The sequence below is a fragment of the Rhodovulum sp. 12E13 genome (assembly GCF_003340565.1).
Classification (GTDB): Bacteria; Pseudomonadota; Alphaproteobacteria; order Rhodobacterales; family Rhodobacteraceae; genus HLUCCA09.
Genome location: NZ_QPLK01000040.1, coordinates 1 through 16,276, shown reverse-complemented (window position 1 = coordinate 16,276; position 16,276 = coordinate 1). Strand labels below are relative to the sequence as shown.

At 74.0% G+C, this 16,276-nt stretch carries 16 protein-coding genes; 6 read left to right on the top strand and 10 right to left on the bottom strand.

Features of this window, described 5'->3' with window-relative positions; all coding sequences use genetic code 11:
- The 4 genes from DLJ49_RS19365 to DLJ49_RS22235 all read right to left on the bottom strand — a co-directional run.
- The coding region (locus DLJ49_RS19365) for a hypothetical protein (protein ID WP_369932817.1) at nucleotides 1-1,002 on the bottom strand (1,002 nt) is incomplete at its 3' end.
- A gap of 187 nt (nucleotides 1,003-1,189) precedes the next feature.
- Nucleotides 1,190-2,185, bottom strand: a complete 996-nt coding sequence (locus tag DLJ49_RS19360; protein WP_115395169.1) for a PP2C family protein-serine/threonine phosphatase — start codon at nucleotides 2,183-2,185, stop codon at nucleotides 1,190-1,192.
- Nucleotides 2,185-3,645 (bottom strand): FHA domain-containing protein, encoded by a 1,461-nt coding sequence (locus tag DLJ49_RS22595; RefSeq protein WP_233489287.1) that lies wholly within the window; start codon nucleotides 3,643-3,645, stop codon nucleotides 2,185-2,187. The genes DLJ49_RS19360 and DLJ49_RS22595 overlap by 1 nt, the downstream gene beginning before the upstream one ends.
- On the bottom strand, nucleotides 3,642-5,162 hold the full coding sequence (locus DLJ49_RS22235) for a serine/threonine-protein kinase (protein WP_199533450.1): 1,521 nt from the start codon (nucleotides 5,160-5,162) through the stop codon (nucleotides 3,642-3,644). Before DLJ49_RS22235 ends, DLJ49_RS22595 begins: the two co-directional genes overlap by 4 nt.
- Nucleotides 5,163-5,544: 382 nt before the next feature.
- Between DLJ49_RS22235 and DLJ49_RS19345 the strand changes: the two genes are divergently transcribed.
- From DLJ49_RS19345 to ribD, 6 genes are all read left to right on the top strand, one after another.
- The gene (locus tag DLJ49_RS19345; RefSeq protein WP_115395168.1) at nucleotides 5,545-6,000 is read left to right on the top strand and encodes a hypothetical protein; all 456 of its coding nucleotides are present in this window, start codon (nucleotides 5,545-5,547) and stop codon (nucleotides 5,998-6,000) included.
- Nucleotides 6,001-6,011: 11 nt separating this feature from the next.
- Nucleotides 6,012-6,509 (top strand): hypothetical protein, encoded by a 498-nt coding sequence (locus DLJ49_RS19340; RefSeq protein ID WP_115395167.1) that lies wholly within the window; start codon nucleotides 6,012-6,014, stop codon nucleotides 6,507-6,509.
- Nucleotides 6,510-6,513: 4 nt separating this feature from the next.
- Nucleotides 6,514-6,933, top strand: coding sequence for a secondary thiamine-phosphate synthase enzyme YjbQ (locus DLJ49_RS19335; RefSeq protein ID WP_115395166.1), 420 nt, complete (start codon nucleotides 6,514-6,516; stop codon nucleotides 6,931-6,933).
- Between the two features lie 69 nt (nucleotides 6,934-7,002).
- Entirely contained in the window at nucleotides 7,003-7,443 is a 441-nt protein-coding gene (locus DLJ49_RS21910) for a hypothetical protein (RefSeq protein ID WP_158547520.1), read from the top strand.
- Nucleotides 7,444-7,596: 153 nt separating this feature from the next.
- On the top strand, nucleotides 7,597-8,064 hold the full coding sequence (gene nrdR, locus DLJ49_RS19320) for a transcriptional regulator NrdR (RefSeq protein WP_115395163.1): 468 nt from the start codon (nucleotides 7,597-7,599) through the stop codon (nucleotides 8,062-8,064).
- A gap of 124 nt (nucleotides 8,065-8,188) precedes the next feature.
- The gene (ribD, locus tag DLJ49_RS19315; protein WP_115395170.1) at nucleotides 8,189-9,307 is read left to right on the top strand and encodes a bifunctional diaminohydroxyphosphoribosylaminopyrimidine deaminase/5-amino-6-(5-phosphoribosylamino)uracil reductase RibD; all 1,119 of its coding nucleotides are present in this window, start codon (nucleotides 8,189-8,191) and stop codon (nucleotides 9,305-9,307) included.
- A gap of 252 nt (nucleotides 9,308-9,559) precedes the next feature.
- Here the strand turns inward: ribD and DLJ49_RS19310 are convergent, their stop codons facing one another.
- Genes DLJ49_RS19310 through DLJ49_RS19285 form a run of 6 tightly spaced genes read right to left on the bottom strand, consistent with a single transcriptional unit; the run spans nucleotide 9,560 to nucleotide 16,218 of the window.
- Nucleotides 9,560-10,009 carry an ACT domain-containing protein gene (locus DLJ49_RS19310; protein ID WP_199533449.1) on the bottom strand — a complete coding sequence of 150 codons (450 nt, stop codon included), beginning with the start codon at nucleotides 10,007-10,009 and terminating at the stop codon, nucleotides 9,560-9,562.
- A gap of 1 nt (nucleotide 10,010) precedes the next feature.
- The gene (gene mraY, locus DLJ49_RS19305) at nucleotides 10,011-11,093 is read right to left on the bottom strand and encodes a phospho-N-acetylmuramoyl-pentapeptide-transferase (protein ID WP_115395161.1); all 1,083 of its coding nucleotides are present in this window, start codon (nucleotides 11,091-11,093) and stop codon (nucleotides 10,011-10,013) included.
- A gap of 14 nt (nucleotides 11,094-11,107) precedes the next feature.
- A complete protein-coding gene (gene murF / locus DLJ49_RS19300) occupies nucleotides 11,108-12,571 on the bottom strand; it encodes a UDP-N-acetylmuramoyl-tripeptide--D-alanyl-D-alanine ligase (protein WP_115395160.1) in 1,464 nt (487 codons plus the stop codon).
- Complete coding sequence (locus DLJ49_RS19295; RefSeq protein WP_115395159.1) at nucleotides 12,568-14,049, bottom strand: UDP-N-acetylmuramoyl-L-alanyl-D-glutamate--2,6-diaminopimelate ligase; 1,482 nt, start codon at nucleotides 14,047-14,049, stop codon at nucleotides 12,568-12,570. Before DLJ49_RS19295 ends, murF begins: the two co-directional genes overlap by 4 nt.
- Nucleotides 14,050-14,071: 22 nt before the next feature.
- On the bottom strand, nucleotides 14,072-15,862 hold the full coding sequence (locus DLJ49_RS19290) for a peptidoglycan D,D-transpeptidase FtsI family protein (protein ID WP_115395158.1): 1,791 nt from the start codon (nucleotides 15,860-15,862) through the stop codon (nucleotides 14,072-14,074).
- Entirely contained in the window at nucleotides 15,859-16,218 is a 360-nt protein-coding gene (locus DLJ49_RS19285) for a cell division protein FtsL (protein WP_115395157.1), read from the bottom strand. The genes DLJ49_RS19290 and DLJ49_RS19285 overlap by 4 nt, the downstream gene beginning before the upstream one ends.
- Nucleotides 16,219-16,276 lie beyond the last annotated feature (58 nt).

The following is a 16,276-nucleotide window of genomic DNA, read 5'->3' as shown; positions in this document are numbered from 1 at the left end:
CGCGCCCGGCTCGGGCGCGCCCGCGCCCGGCACCGGCAGCCCGTCGCGGCCGGGCGCGGCCGGGGCGCCGCGCGACGGCCCCGATTCGGGAAAGGCCGTCGACGGCGATCCGGGGTCGGCCACGGCGCCCCCCGCGCCTCGAGACCCTGCGCGGGGCGCGGCGCCGGCCGCCGCCGCGCCGACCGCTCCGGCCGGCCCGGCCGCCGTCGCCGAGGACGCGAGTGGCGCCGGCCGGTCGCGCACCGGTCGCGACAGGTGGTGGTCGAGGAACAGCAGTGCGCCCTCGAGATCTTCGCGCCGCGCCCGCGAGACATGGGCGAGCAATGCCGAGCGCAGGCGGGCGATGCGCTCTGCAGCGCCCTCGCCATCGGTCAGGTCGCGCATTTCGGCGAAGTAGTTGGCGGCCTCCATCCGCTCGGCTTCGCCCGGGCGGGATGCGGCGGGCCGGGTCACCGCGAGATAGGCGTGATCGCGCAGCCCCTCGGGGATGGCGGGCCAAAGCGTGCGCTCGGGGCCGCCCAGGCGCGGCATGCACCACAGCACCATGTCGGCGCGTCGGAACGTCCAGCCCAGCGCCGCACGCATCTCGGCCGCCCCACCCTCGAGCGGCACGACGAGAAATCGGATCTTTTCCAACAGCGGCAGAGGGGCCGAGAGGCGGATCAGGGCGAGATCGGCGGGGTCGAGCTGGTGGAACTCGGCCACGTCGACGCGCGCCTCGGCTCCGTCGCCGGCCACCACGCCGATCCGGTCGCCCGCGCCGAGCGCGATCTCGGCCGGCGGCAGGCCGGCGACCGCGGGCATGACCGCGCCGCCGAGCAGCCCCTCGACGATCCGCCGCTTGCCCGCCTCCGGCACGCCCACGACCGCGATCCGGACCGGGGCGGAAAGGCGCGCCTCCACCCGCTCGGCCAGCGCCCGCGCAGAGGGCGGCAGCACGGCGCTGGCGAGGATGGCCGAGAGCTGCTCGGCCGCCCGGAAGGCTCGCATGTCCCCGCTCATCGCGACGCTCCAGCCGCGCTGCCCCCTGCCGCGACACGCACGACGACCCGTTGCGCAGGCATACCGCCCGCGGCGCGGGCACGCCGTGGCCGGTGCGGGCGGACAGGCGCAGGGCGCCGACCGCGCCTCGGCGCGGGCCGCGAGGGATGCGCATGGACGGGGCTGGAGAGAAGACGGCGGGCGGGCGTCATTCCTGCACCTCGAGGGCGGAGCGCGCGGCCGAGGGCAGGCCGCCGGCGGCCCCCGATCCCCGCAGGCCCGAGCCCGGCAGGCCCGAGCCCGGCAGGCCCGCCCGCGACGGGGCCGGGTCTGGCGCATGGTCCGCGCGCAGATTGTCGAGCAACCGCCCCAGTGCGCCGCGCAGGCCAGAGCCGGCGCGCGGAGCGGCGCGCGGCGCCGCCAGCTCGGCCCGCAGGACGGCGAGCGAGACGTTGTCCTGCTCGGCCTGGCCGGCCCGCGCCACCGCCTCGAGCAGCCGGCTGGCAAGGTCGGCCGAGCGCTCGCCCCGGGCGCCCGCGATGGCGCCGATCTCGCCCGGTGCCAGAGTCAGCAGGCCGTCGCTCGCCGCGAGGATCACGTCGCCCGGGCGCAGCCGCAGCGGCGCGTCGGGGCAGTCGATCCGCTCGATCGGCTCGGCGCCCAGAGCCGAGGTCAGGCAGGCCCGGCCCGGATGTGCCGCCGCCGCCTCTGGCGTCATCTCGCCCACCTCCACCAGCAGGTCGAGATGGGTGGCCAGCGAATGCGTCTCGTTGAGCTGGCGCAGACGGCCCGCCCGCAACAGGAACAACGGGCTGTCGCCCACCGACACCCAGTAGAGATCGCCCCCCTGCACCACCGCGACGAGCAGCGTCGTGCCCATCCCCTCCACCTCGGGCGCAAGGTCGGCCTGGGCGAGCACGGCGTGGTTCGCCGCCTCGGCCGCGACCCGCAAGAGGCCCGGGATATGGCCCGAGAGCGCGCCCTCGGCATCGCGGTGACCGGCGAGTTCCCGGAGCGCGGTCGTCACCGCCAGCCGGCTTGCCAGCGCGCCGCCCGCGTGACCGCCGAGCCCGTCGGCGAGCACCACGATGCCCGCCGCCCCGCCCTGCGGCACATCGCAGAGCACCGCGTCTTCCTGCATGGCGCGGCGCCCGCGCGAAAGGCCCGTGGCGGCCTCGAGCCGCACCTCGCCCGTGCCCCGCATCAGCCCTCCCCCGCGGCGTCGCGCCCGCCGCCGCTGCCGCCGGCACCGGTCCAGGCGAAATCGGGGCCGCAGAGCGCCGCGAACCGCAGCGTGGTCTCGCCGATGCGGATCGTGTCGCCGTCCTCGAGCTGCTCGGTGGCCAGGACGGGCCGATCGTTGAGGCGAACGAGGTTCGACTTCGCGCCCGCGCCAAGATAGACGCAGTTGGTCTCGGGGTCGTAGGCGATGGAGGCATGGGCCTGCCGCGAGATCGCGGTATCGCCGAAGTCGAGACACACGGTCTGGTCGTCGCCGCGCCCGAGCGTGGCCACCCCCGCCGTCAGCGCGTAGGAGGCGCCGCGCCCCGGCCCGGCGGTGACCACGACCCAGCCAATCGGGAACATCGGGCCGCGACGGGCATCGCTCGCGCCCTGGGAGAAGGGGTCGCGGGCGGCGAAATCGCGCGACTGGAAGCCGAGCAGCCGCGTCTTGGCCCGCCCCGCGCCATGGCCGTCGCCGAGGTCTTCGGCCATGCCCGCCTCGGCGATACGCGCCACCTGCGCGCGGGCATAGGCGATCATCTCGTCCTCGTCGCTCGGCGGCCCGGCCTGCGGACCGGAAGAAACGCGCGCGGCGGGCGGGTGCGCGGCGGACGGGTGCGCGGCGGACGGGGGCGATACGGCACGACGCTGCGGCGGCGCGTCTTGCATGGCTCGGCCGTCGGGCGCGAGACGGGCGCGCGAGGCGGGCGCGCGGGTGGCCGCGCGGGGCGCCTCCCACGGGTCCGGCGCGGAATCGCCCCGCTCCGCCTCTACCCCTGCCTCGTCCTCGATGTCCCAGATGCGGCGCGGCGCGCTACGGGCGCGACTCGAGAGGCGGGCGCGCGCGGCGAAGGGCGACTCCGCCCTTTCCCCACCGAGACCGTCACAGCCGAGCCCGTCACCGCAGACCCCCTCCCCGGCGGACAGGTCGCCGCTCACCCCGTCGTCGCTCGGCCCGCCAGGGTCGCCCGCCCCGCCAGTCCGGGGCCGCGACAGGCGCACGCGGCCGCGGGTGAACTGGCGCAGGCGCTCCTCGGCGGGCAGCCGCGTGCCACTGTCGGAGACGGACACGCCCGGCGCCCCGTCGGACGAGCCGCCAGGCATGTCGCCTGGCGCGGCTGCGCCCATGGCCGGGCGGAAGGCCCCGGAACGGGCAGGGCTGGCACCGGGATCGCCGCCCGCGTCGGCGGGTTCGGCCGTGTCCCGCGCGTCCAGGGGGTCGGCGTCGTCGTCCCGGAAGGGGCTGTCCCAGGAGGAGGCCGGGCGCGTGTGCGGCCGGCTCGCCGGTCGCCCGGCTCCCGCGGCGTCCTGCGCCGGAGCGGCGGGATGCTCCAGAGGGGTGTCGTCGTCGCCCGCCGTCTCCGGGCGGCGGGCCGCCCCGCCCCTGCGGAAGAAGCGGCCGGCCATGGCCCCTGCCTCGCGTTCCCTGAACACCTTCATGTGCCACACCCTTCCACCTTGCTGATTCCCTTCGAGCGGCGCCGGCCCCCGCCAAGAACCCGGCCGAGCAGGGTGGGCTTGCCGCCCGCCTCGTCGCCCGGCACGGGCTTGCCGGCGGCGCGCGCCGCTTCTTCCTCGGCTTCGCGCCGGGCGCGCTCGTAGCGCTCGCGCAGGAGCGCCGCGCGGTTGACGCCGCCCGCGCCCGGCACATGGGCCACGACATGCAGGCCGGCCCCATCGGCGCCCGCACCGCCCGTGATCGCGCCGCCCGTGCTCGCGCCGCCCGCCCCCGGCGCACCCGCCGACCCCGCGCGGGCACCGCCGCGCCCCGCACCATCGGCGCAGCCGCCGGGATCGCGCGACAGCTTCTCCCGGTGGAGCCGCTCGGCCTCCTCGGCCTCGCGCCGGGCCATCTCCAGCCGGCGGATGCGCGCGGCCTCGCGCTCGGCTTCCTCGATCTCGGCCTGCCGCGCCCGCGCCTCCTGCTCGCGCCGACGCTGCCGCTGCACCTCTTCAACCTCGGCATTCGTCGCCTCGACGAGCCGGCGAATGCGCTCGGCGATCTCGGCGTCGTCGACGGCCATGGCCTCGGGGCAGGCGGCGCCGGTGCCGGCGATTCCCGCCATCCACTCCGCCGCGCTCTGCACCCGGTCGCGCGAGAAGACCTCCATCGCGCGGTCGATCATCGCGAGAAAGCGCCGGTCGTAGCCCTCGGCCGTGCCGGCGACGGGGCGGTAGGGGTCGGGCTGGCGCTCGGCGATGGCGGCGAGCCGGCGGTGGGAATAGACAGGCGGGTCGCCCGTGATCGCGTGATAGAGAGAGGCAGCGAGCGAATAGAGGTCGGAGGCGGGCGACTGCTCGCCGCCCTGGAGGTAGAATTCCTGCGGCGAGTAGCCGTCCTTGACCACGTGCATCGCCGAGAGCAGCCGGCTCTTGCGGCGGGCGGTGTCGCGGGCCGCGCCGAAATCGATCAGGATCGGCGTATCATCGGCCGTGAGCAGGATGTTGTCGGGCGAGATGTCGCGATGCAGCATCCCGCGCGCGTGGACGTGCCCGATCGCGTCGAGCAGCTGCAGCGTGATCTCGCGCACCGTGTCGGGATCGAGCCGCCACGTCTCCTGCTCGATCACGTCGAGCATGTCGCGCCCGTCGACGTAGTCGAGCGCCATGTAGGCCGTGCCGTTTTCCTCGAAGACGTCGCGCACGCCGACGATGTTGGGGTGCTCCAGCTTGGCCAGCCGACGCGCCTCCTGCCCGAAGAGACGCACCACCGCGTCGAACTCGCCCTGGTGCGAGCGGGACCGGGCGCGCACCATCTCGTCGGTCCGGCAGCACATCGTGGAGGGGAAGCACTCCTTGATCACGACCCTGCGGTCGAGGCTGTCGCGCGCAAGGTAGGTGATGCCGAAGCCGCCCGCGTTGAGGAAGCCCTCGACGAGATACTGCCCCTGCAGGAGGGGCGTGCCGGCCGGCAGGGTGTCGCCGGCATGGGGGTCTATGTGCGGGCCGTCGGTCAAGGGTTAGGGTCCGGCTCTTCGGTCTCGGGGTCGGGCGGGACGCCGTCTTCGGGCACCGCCCTCGGGAGCCGAACTTTGGCCCCGAATGGGGCGGGAATGCGGCGCCGGGCGCCCTTGGAAGCGGGAGAATGCCGCGAGTTTTAGGGGCCACGGCGCAGTCGCGGCACGGAGCGGCGACGCGCGGCGCGGTCGTTTCCGACCCGGCGACGCAAACGCGGCGCAGGCAAGGCGCGCCGGATCGGATGTGGCCCGGGCAGCCCGGGCGGCCGCGGCGGCGCGTCGCTCGCCGGTTTTCCGCACGCGCCGCGACGTCGCGGCGTCGTGGCTTCGCCGGCGGCCGCAATTACGTTAACATGACAGAGCATTGTCGAGGGAGACCGCCTTGCCCCGCCCCCTTGTCGCCGCCCCGCGCCCCGCTGCCGCTCGCCGCCTCGCCGGCACGGCCCTTCTGGGGCTCGCGCTCGTCGCTCCCGCCGCGGCCGAGGCGGGCCTTTCGCGCAACGGCATGTCGGTTTCCGGAGAGGCCGCGAGCTTCGAGGTGTTCCCCGGGCGCGCAGCCGGCGGCAGCGATGTCTTCTGCGCGGCCGGCGATTTCGCCCGCCGGCACCTCGACGCGCGCGCGACCGACCGGGTCGAGATCGTCCATCCGATCGGCCCGAGCCGGACGCGCCCCGGCCAGCGCTCGGTCGTCTTCGCCATGCGTCCGCCGGGCTCGGGGCGCAACGCCGGGCTCGACGCGGTGGTCCTTCGCCCTTGGAGCGAGGGGGTGAGCCGCAGCGTCGCCTTCTCCGAAGCGCTCTGCGACGCGGTCAACCGCCGCCGGGAGGACGACGATTGAAACAAGCGGACATGAGATCGCCGGGGCGCCGGCCCCTCGCTGTCGCCGCCCTGCTGGCCGCCCTTCTCGGTGGCTGCACGCCGGTCGCCGGGCCGGGGCAGAACGCCGCCGACAGCGCGAGCGCGAGCATCTGGCGCGCGAGGAACACGATGCAGGTCGCCCCAGACCCCCAGCGGCCGAACACCGCGGCCGTGATCTCCCGCGCGCAGGCGGGGCCCTCCGATTTCTGGTGCGCCGCGGGCGATTACGCGATCCGGCGCCTCGGCGCGTCTCCGACGGATCGCGTGTACATCCTGCGCGGGCAGGGGCCGAGCCCCGTCTCCTTCGGTCGTTCCGCCGTCACCTTCACCACCGAGCCGCCGCCGGAGCTGGCCGACGGCCCGCGGCCCGGCCCCGAGACGGGCTACGGCCTCAGCCTCGACACGCCCGGCTTCAACCTGCGCGCGGCGCAGGCGCGCGGCTACTGCCCCGACAGCCTGCGCAAGTTCGGTTTCGGGCTGCGGCTCTGACGCGATGTCCGCCCGGCACCGCCTGATCGTCGATACGCCCGGCCCGGGCCTTGTCGAGATCACGGGGAAGGTGGCCGAATGGGTGGCCGGTCAGGGCTGCGACGGGCTGCTGACCGTGTTCATCCGCCACACCTCGGCCTCGCTCCTGATCCAGGAGAACGCCGACCCCGACGTGCGCGCCGATCTCGAGGCGTTCTTCCGCCGCCTCGCCCCCCATGCCGACCGGCCGGGCATGGAGTGGATCACCCATCGCACCGAGGGGCCCGACGACATGCCCGCCCATATCAAGGCGTCGGTCCTGCCGGTCAGCCTGTCGGTGCCGGTGAGCGAGGGGCGCCTGCTGCTCGGCCGCTGGCAGGGCCTCTATCTCTACGAGCACCGGGACCGGCCGCACCAGCGCGAAATCCTGCTCACGCTCTGCTGAGCCGCCTCGCAAGTCTCGCGCGATCGCGTATAGTGGCGATCTGTATCCGTCTCACACGGAGGCCGCCCCATGCATTGCCCCCGTCCCGCCGCCGACGCCCGTCCCGCCACCGGCGCCCGTCCCGCCACCGGCGCCCGTCCCGCCACCGGCTTCCGTGCCGCCAACGACCCCGGCCGCGAGACCGGCCCCCGCCGCGCCACCACCCGCCGCAGCGCGCCCTGCCGCGGGTGGGCGCTCGGCCTGCTGACGGCGCTGGCTGCGGGACCCGCCGCCGCGCTGTCGCTGCAATGCGCCGGCCCCGACACGGTGCTCGAGGTCGAGGTGGACCCCGCCGCAGACCGCTGCGCCATCGACGGAGCACGTGCGAGTCTGCGCAAGCCCTACGACCCGGTCGTCTGCCACCTCGCCACGCCGCAGCTGCGCATCCTGACGATCGGCACCGATGGCGGCTTCATCTGGGAGGATACCGGCGCCGGCCGCGTGGTCCGCGGCACCTGCGAGCGGATCTGACCACGACCAGCCGCCGGTCGCGCGCCGCGAGTCTCCTGCGCCACATCTCGCCCCGACCGCCCGGAATCGGCCTACCCAAGCTCTCGCGGCCTGCGTATAGTCGCCCGCAGGATATGGGGTCCGACCCCAACAGGCAGACGACGAGGGGACCACATGCGCTGCCCGTTTTGCGGCAACATCGACACGCAGGTGAAGGATTCGCGCCCCGCCGAGGATCACGTGGCGATCCGCCGCCGCCGCTTCTGCCCCGCCTGCGGCGGGAGGTTCACCACCTACGAGCGGGTGCAGCTGCGCGACCTCGTCGTCATCAAGTCGAACGGCCGGCGCGAGGATTTCGACCGCGACAAGCTGGAGCGGTCGATCCGAATCGCGCTGCAGAAGCGGCCGATCGAGCCCGAGCGCGTCGACCAGATGATCTCGGGGATCGTGCGACGGCTCGAGAGCATGGGCGACACCGACATCCCCTCGAAGGTGATCGGCGAGATCGTCATGGAAACGCTCGCGCGGATCGACACGGTCGCCTACGTGCGCTTCGCCTCCGTCTACAAGAATTTTCAGGCAGCCGACGATTTCGATCGCTTCGTCAGCGAGTTGCGCCCCCACGAGCAGCCCGGCGAATGACGCGGTCGCGACGGCCCGGGCGGGCGGAACGGCCTTGCAAGGCCGTTGGCCGCGCGCGCGCGCGGCCAAGGCGCTTGCAAGCGCCTTGCGCCTGGCCGCGGCCGCCGCGCGCCGCCGGCAGGACATGACCCTCACCGCGTCAGACGCCCGTTTCCTCGACCTTGCACTCCGCCTCGGGGCGCGCGGCGCCGGCGCGACGTGGCCCAACCCCTCGGTCGGCTGCGTGATCGTGCGCGACGGTCGCATCCTCGCCCGTGCAGCCACAGCGCCCGGCGGCCGCCCCCATGCCGAGACTCAGGCCCTCGCCGCCGCAGGCGCCGCCGCGTGCGGCGCCACCGCCTACGTCTCGCTCGAGCCCTGCGCCCATGGAGGCGCGACGCCCCCCTGCGCAGGCGCGCTGGCGGCGGCGGGCATCGCGCGCGTCGTCACCGCGCTCGAGGATCCAGATCCCCGCACCGCCGGTCAGGGGCACGCGGCCCTGCGTGCGGCCGGGCTCGAGGTGGTCGCCGGCGCCGCGCCCGAGGCGGCCCGCGAAGCTCATCGCGGATTCCTGTCGCGGGTCGTGCGGGGCCGGCCCTGGCTGACGCTCAAGCTCGCCGCCTCCTGCGACGGCCGCATTGCGACCGCCACCGGCGAAAGCCGCTGGATCACCGGCCCCGAGGCGCGCCGCGCCGTCCACGCCCTGCGGGCGCGGGCCGACGCAGTGCTGGTAGGTGGAGGCACGGCGCGCACCGACGACCCCCGCCTCGACGTGCGCGGCCTCGGTCCCGTGGCGCAGCCCGTTCGCCTCGTCGCCTCGCGCCTGCTCGACCTGCCGGAGGAGGGGCGCCTCGCCGCCTCCGCCGCCGACCCGGCCGCCGGCCCGCTCTGGCTCTGCCACGGCCCCGACGCGACGCCCGACCGCCGCTCCCGCTGGGCCGCCCGCGGGGCCGAGACGGTCGAGACCGCCGTGAGCGGCCGCCAGATCGACCCGTCGGCCCTGCTCGCCACGCTGGGCGCGCGCGGCCTGGGCGAGGTCTTCTGCGAGGGCGGCGGCACCTTCGCCGCATCGCTCCTCGCTGCGGGTCTCGTGGACGAGCTCGTCACCTTCACCGCCGGCCTCGCCCTCGGGGCCGAGGGCCGCCCGGCTCTCGGGGCGCTGGGGGTCGAGGCGCTCGCCTCCGCCCCCCGCTTCCGCCTTGCCGCGCTCCGCCGGGTCGGCCCCGACGCAATGGCGCTCTGGCGCCCCGTCGCTCCGGGCTGACGCCGAAGACCCTGCACTCGCTGTGCAGCCCCGCCGCCCCGAGACGGGCGCCGACCGATCCCTCCCGAGTCTGCGCCGGCCTTCGCGCGTCTGCCCGCGACAGGGAGCCCCCGCAGCCGCGACAGCGGCTGCCGGGCCCAACGGAGCGAGGCGCGCAAGCGCGTCGAGCGGAGGCGGGAGCGCCCCGGCTGGGGTGACCGGAGCGCGTCTGACGCGCCGGCCCTGCGCCGGCGGGGGGCGTGGGCCAGGCGCTCAGCGTGTCGCGTCGGCGAGAGCCACGAGGGTCTGCTGCGCCTCCTCTTCCCGGGTCGCGGGAACGAAGAGGTGATCGTGGCAGGCACCGGCGATCACGTTGCAGGGGATGCCGCGCGCCGCGAGCGCCGCCGAGACCGCTGCGGTGAGCCCCACGCCATCGAGCGCCGAGCGCACCGACAGGGTGATCTGGCGCAGGGCGAGCGCGCCGTCGGGGCAGCGCGGATGCGCCAGGGGAAGGACCAGAGTCACCCCCTCTGACTCCCGCATCATCGCCCGCGCCGACGGCAGCAGCGCCGCCACCTCCGTTTCGTGCACGGTGACGAAGCAGACATCGCCCGGCACCAGCCGCGGCGCCATGCCGGCGATCATCGCCCGCGTCTCGCGGACGGGGTCAGGCAGGGGGCCGGGGATTGGAGTGAAGCCGTCCCCCGCTGCCGCGCTCCCCATCTCAGCGGATCTTCAGCGTTGCGAGGCCCACGAGGGCGAGGATCAGCGAGATGATCCAGAAGCGGATCACGATCTGGCTCTCCTCCCAGCCCCGCTTCTCGAAATGGTGGTGGATCGGCGCCATCAGGAAAACACGCCGCCCCGTCCGCTTGAAATAGGCGACCTGGATGATCACCGACAGCGCCTCGACCACGAAGACGCCGCCGACGATGGCCAGCACGATCTCGTGCTTGGTCGCAACCGCGATGGCCCCCAGCGCGCCCCCGAGCGCCAGCGAGCCGGTATCGCCCATGAAGACGGCGGCGGGCGGCGCGTTGTACCACAGAAAGCCCAGCCCCCCGCCGATCAGGCCCGCGGCGAAGACCAGCAATTCGCCCGTGCCCGGCACGTAGTGCACGTCGAGATACTCGGTGAAGTCGACCCGCCCCACCGCGTAGGCGATCACCCCCAGCGTCCCGGCGGCTATCATCACCGGCATGATGGCCAGGCCGTCGAGCCCGTCGGTGAGGTTCACCGCGTTGGCCGCGCCCACGATCACGATCATCGCGAAGGGAACGAACATCAGCCCGAGATCCAGCAGGAGCTCCTTGAACACGGGAAAGGCGAGCTGCCCGGTCAATTCGGCCGGATGGGCGAAGGTGCAGGCGATGGCAGCCAGCGCGGCGATCGCGAAGCCGGCGGCGAGGCGCACGCGCCCCGGCACCCCCTTCACGTTGCCCTTCGAGACCTTGGCGTAATCGTCGGCGAAGCCCACCAGCCCGAAGGCGATGGTGACGAAGAGCACCACCCAGACGTAAGGGTTGTCGAGCCGCGCCCAGAGCAACGTCGCCACCGTGAGCGCACCGAGGATGAGCACGCCCCCCATCGTGGGCGTGCCGGCCTTGGCGAAGTGCCCCTCCGGCCCGTCGTCGCGGATCGGCTGGCCCTTGCCCTGGCTGCGGCGCAGCAGGTCGATCAGCGGTCGCCCGAACAGGAAGCCGAAGACCAGAGCGGTGAAGAACGCCGCGCCGGCGCGAAAGGTGATATACCGGAAAAGGTTGAAGAAATCACCCCCATCCGAGAAAGCGGTAAGCCAGTAGAGCATGGGCCGGGCCCCTCTCAGCCCTGGTCGTCGGAGTCGGATGGCGCGGCTTGGCCCAGTTTCCGCAGAGCGTCAACCACCGCCTGCAGCCCGATCCCCAGCGAGCCCTTGACCAGCACGATGTCGCCCGCGTCCACGAGCGCGCGGACGCGGCGGGCGAAGGCGTCGGCCGTCTCGACATGCTCGCCGCGCTTCGCACCCGGCAGCGCGGCCCACAGCGCCCGGGCGCGGGGGCCGACGCAATGCACCCGGTCGATCGACGCCATCGCCGGGTGGGCGGCAAGGGCGGCGTGCAGCTCGTCCTCGGTCGGCCCGAGTTCCAGCATGTCGCCGAGAATGGCGATGCGACGGCCGCGGGCGACCCGGCCGATCCCGTCGGTCGGGCGCGAGGCGGCCAGCATGTCGAGGGCGGCGGCGACCGAGGCGGGGTTGGCGTTGTAGGCGTCGTCGATCAGGTCGAAGGCGAGGGTCTCGTCGGCCGCGTCGAGCGGGATCGTCTCGCGCCGCCCGCGCCCGTCATAGGGCAGCCAGCGACCGAGATCGCCCGCCGCGAGCCCCACGTCGGCCCCCATCAGGGCGGCGGCGGCCAGCACCGCCAGCCCGTTCATGGCGAAATGCCTGCCCGGCGTGTGCAGCTTGAACGGCAGGCGCAGCGGAGGCTGGTCCGGCAGCGTCAGATCGGCCTGGGCCACGGTCTGCCCGTCCTTCAGGAACACCTCGACGAGGCGCGCATCCACCGCCTCCGAGGCGCCGAACAGCACCGCGCGCGCGCCCACGGCCTGCGCCTTCGCCCGCAGGATCGGCGTGTAGTCGATGTCGCCGTTCAGGATCGCCCAGCCGCCCGGCCGCAGCCCCTCGAGAATCGAGGCCTTCTCGTGCGCGATCCCCTCGACGCTGTCGAACGCCTCCAGATGCGCGGGCGCGACAGTGGTGACGAGCGCATGCGTCAGGTCGGCCAGCCGCGCGAGCGGCGCGATCTCGCCGGGCCGGTTCATGCCGATCTCGATCACGGCAAAGTCGGTATCGGCCGGCATCCGCGCCAGCGTCAGCGGCACGCCCCAATGGTTGTTGTAGCTCTTCTCGGCGGCATGCACGCGCCCCTGCGTGCCCAGCACCGCGCGCAGCATCTCCTTGGTCGAGGTCTTGCCGACCGAGCCGGTGATGCCGAGCACCTGCGCCCCCGTGCGCGCCCGCGCGGCTCGGGCGAGCGCGCGCAGCCCCTCGAGCACGTCGTCCACGATCAGCAAGGGCGCGTCCTCGGTCAGCCCCTCGGGCACGCGCGAGACCATCGCGGCCGCCGCCCCCCGGGCCAGCGCGTCGGCCACGAAGTCGTGCCCGTCGCGGGCGTCCTTCAGCGCGACGAACAACTCGCCCGGCCCGATGGTGCGGCTGTCGATCGAGAGGCCCTGCGCCTCGAACGCCTGCGTGGCGCCCCCGCCCGTGGCCGCTTCGGCCTCGGCGGAGGTCCAGAGGGCGGTCACGACACGCGCCCGTCGAGCGCGGCGACGGCCACGCTCGCCTGCTCGGCATCGTCGAACGGGTAGGTCACGTCGCCCACCACCTGCCCCGTCTCGTGCCCCTTGCCCGCGATCAGCAGCGCGTCGCCAGGCCCCAGCGCATCGACACCGCGCAGGATGGCCTCGGCCCGGTCCCCCACCTCGCTCGCCTCGGGGCAGCCGGCCAGCACCTCGGCGCGGATCAAGGCGGGATCCTCGCTGCGGGGGTTATCGTCGGTGACGATGGCAGACTCGGCGTGCTCGGCCACCGCCTGCCCCATGAGCGGGCGCTTGCCTCGGTCGCGGTCGCCGCCCGCCCCGAAGACGCAGACGATCCGCCCCATGACATGCGGGCGGAGCGCCTGCAGGGCGGTGGCGAGCGCGTCGGGCGTGTGCGCGTAATCCACGAACACCGCCGCGCCGTTCTCGCGCGTGGCGGCGAGCTGCATCCGGCCCCGCACGCCGGCGAGGCGCGGCAGTGTGGCAAACACCTCTTCCGGGTCGGCCCCCGCCCCGATCACGAGGCCCGCCGCCACGAGCACGTTCTCGGCCTGGAAGCCGCCGATGAGGGGCAGCCTGGCCTGATGCGTGGCGCCGTTCCACGCAAAGCGCATCTCCTGCCCCGTCGGCTCGAAGCGCAGGCCCATAAGGCGGATCTGGCAGTTCTCCGAGCGCCCGACCCGGATCACCTCGTGACCCGCCTCCTCGGCCACGTCGGCCATGCGCGGCCCGTTCGCGCCGTCGGTGTTGACGACGGCCACGCCCTCGTCGCCCAGCACACGGGTGAACAGCCGTGCCTTGGCGGCGAAGTAGTCGTCGAAGCCGGCGTGATAGTCGAGATGGTCCTGCGTGATGTTGGTGAAGCCCGCCGCCGCCAGCCGCACGCCATCGAGCCTCCGCTGGGCCAGCCCGTGCGAGGAGGCCTCCATCGCCGCATGGGTGATGCCGGCCGCCGTCGCCTCGGCCAGCGTGCGATGCAGCGTGATCGGCTCGGGCGTGGTGTGGGCGAGCGGCGCCTCCCAGTCGCCCTCGACGCCGGTAGTGCCGAGGTTGACCGCGGGCTCGCCCAACGCCTGCCAGATCTGCCGGGCGAAGCTCGCCACGCTCGTCTTGCCGTTGGTGCCGGTGACCGCGACGACGGTCTCGGGCTGGGCTCCGAACCACAGCGCGGCGGCGCCCGCGAGCGCGCCGCGTGGATCCTCCGTCACGACCAGCGCGGCCGAAGAGCCCGCGAGCGCGTCGGCCGCGATGCTGGCGCCCTCGGCGTCGGTCAGGATCGCCGCCGCGCCCATGCGCACGGCATATTGCACGAACTCCGCCCCGTGCACCCGCGTGCCCGGCAACGCCGCGAAGAGGTGCCCCTCCCTGACGAAGCGGGAATCGACCGAGAGGCCGGTGATCCGCGCCTCCTGCCCGCTCGTCGCGGCGAGGCCCAGCTGGGCGAGCGTCTTGTCGGTGGCCATGCTCCCTGCCCCCCCCCGGCGGCTATCCGTTCGACGCGGGTGTTAGCGCGGGAAGGGGCGGCGCATCAACGCTCGGCCGCAGCCCGAGCAGCGGCGCGGTGCGCCGGATGATCTCGGCCGCCACCGGCACGGCCGTCCAGCCGGCGGTGCGGCGCGGCTCCTCGCCGCTGGTCTCCATCGGCTCGTCGAGCGCCACGACGAGCACGTATTCGGGGTCGTGGGCGGGAAAGATCGAGGCGAAGGTGGCGATCACCTTGTCCTCGTAATAGCCGCCGCCCGCGGCCCGTGGCTTGTCGGCGGTGCCGGTCTTGCCACCGACGTGGTAGCCCTCGACCTCGGCGAAGCTCGCCGTGCCCTCGGTCACGACCTGCCGCAGCATGGTGCGCACCGCCTTCGATGTCTCTTCCGAGACCAGCCGCTCGCCCCGCTGCGGCCCCGACTGGCGCAGGAGTGTCGGGCGCACCCGCGTGCCGCCGTTGACGAGGCTTGCATATCCCGCCGCGAGGTGCAGCGGCGAGGTGCTGATACCGTGGCCGTAGCTGATCGTCACGGTCGAGAGCTCCTGCCACCGCTCCGGAAAGAGGGGGCGGCCCGTCGGCGCCTCGACCATCTCGACATCGGTCGGCTCGAGGAAGCCGAACCGGCCGAGGAATTCCTTCTGCCGCTCCGCCCCGATCTGCAGCGCGAGCCGGCCGGTGCCACGGTTGGAGCTCTCGATCAGGATCTCGGCCAGGCTGATCTTGCCGAAATTCTTGTTCCGGAACTCGTTGATGCTGAAGCCGCCCACCCGCATCGGCCCCGACGTGTCGATGACGGTCGAGGGCCCGGCGAGCCCGAGTTCGAGGGCCTGCGCGACGGGGAAGATCTTGAACACCGAGCCCAGTTCGTAGACCCCCTGCACCGCCCGGTTGAAGATCGGGCTGTCGGCGGCCTCGCCGCGGGTCAGCGGCGCGGGCCGGTCGTTGGGGTCGAAATCCGGCAGCGACGCCATGGCGAGGATCTCGCCGGTATGGACGTCCATGAGGATGGCCGAGGCGCCCTTCGCGTTGAGCAGGCGCATCCCGCCCCCCAGGACCTGCTCGGTCACCGCCTGCACCGTCAGGTCGAGCGAGGTGACGAGCGGCGCGCCCGACAGGGCTGGGTCGCGCAAATAGGCGTCGTATTCCTTCTCGATGCCGGCCGTGCCGATGACTTCGGCCGAATGCACCCCCTCGCGGCCGAAGCTCGCGCCGCCGAGGATGTGCGCGGCGAGCCGCCCGTTGGGGTAGAGGCGCATTTCGCGCGGGCCGAACAGCAGGCCCGGCTCGCCGATGTCATGCACCTTCTGCATCTCCTCGGGGCTCAGCGTCTTGCGGATCCAGAGGAACTTGCGCCCGTCGGTGAAACGGCGGTGCAGCGCCTCCTCGTCGAGCTCGGGAAAGATCGCGGCCAGTTCGCGGGCGGCGCGCGCCGCGTCGACAATCTGCTCCGGCTGTGCATAGAGCGAATGGGTGGCGAGATTGGTGGCCAAAACCCGCCCGTTGCGGTCGGTGATGTCCGCGCGCGAGGCGCGGATCGCCTCGCCCGACGCGGCAAGGCGCGGCTCGGCGGGCTCCGAGGCGGCGAGGGTACCCATCCGCGCCCCGATCACGGTGAAAGCCCCGAGGAAGCACAGCGCCATCACGAAGAGCCGCCCCTCGGCCCGCAGGCGCAGCTCGTCGCGGCGCGCATCGTTGCGCAGGCGGAGGTTCTCGGCCTCGATGGCGCCGGGGTCGCCGCCCTGGGCGCGCGCTGCGAGAATGCGGGCGAGCGGGCGCAGGGGTCGGCGAATCATGGCAGCGTATCCTCTCCTTCGCCGAGCGCGCCGCGCGTCTCCACGATCTCGCGCACGATCAGCGTGGCCGGGTCGGGCGGGAAGGCCACCTGCTCCACCGCGCCGAACTGCTCGGGCGCGAAGGGCACGAGAGCCAGATCCTCGAAATTGATGTCGGCCAGCTCGGCGAGCCGCTCGGGCCTGTTGAGATACGCCCATTCGGCGTTCAGCAGCCCCAGCCGTTCGCGCAGGGCGCCGATCTCGGCACTCAGCCGCTCGGCCTCGCGGGCGGCCGCCTGGGTCCGGTAATTCTCCTCGTAGGCCCAGAAGGCGAGGCCCATCACGCCGAGCATCGCCAGCAGAACGAGACTTCTCATCTCCCCGCACCCCTTCCTTTCTTCCCTGTATCCCGTGGCTTCCGGTCCCCCCCGCCGG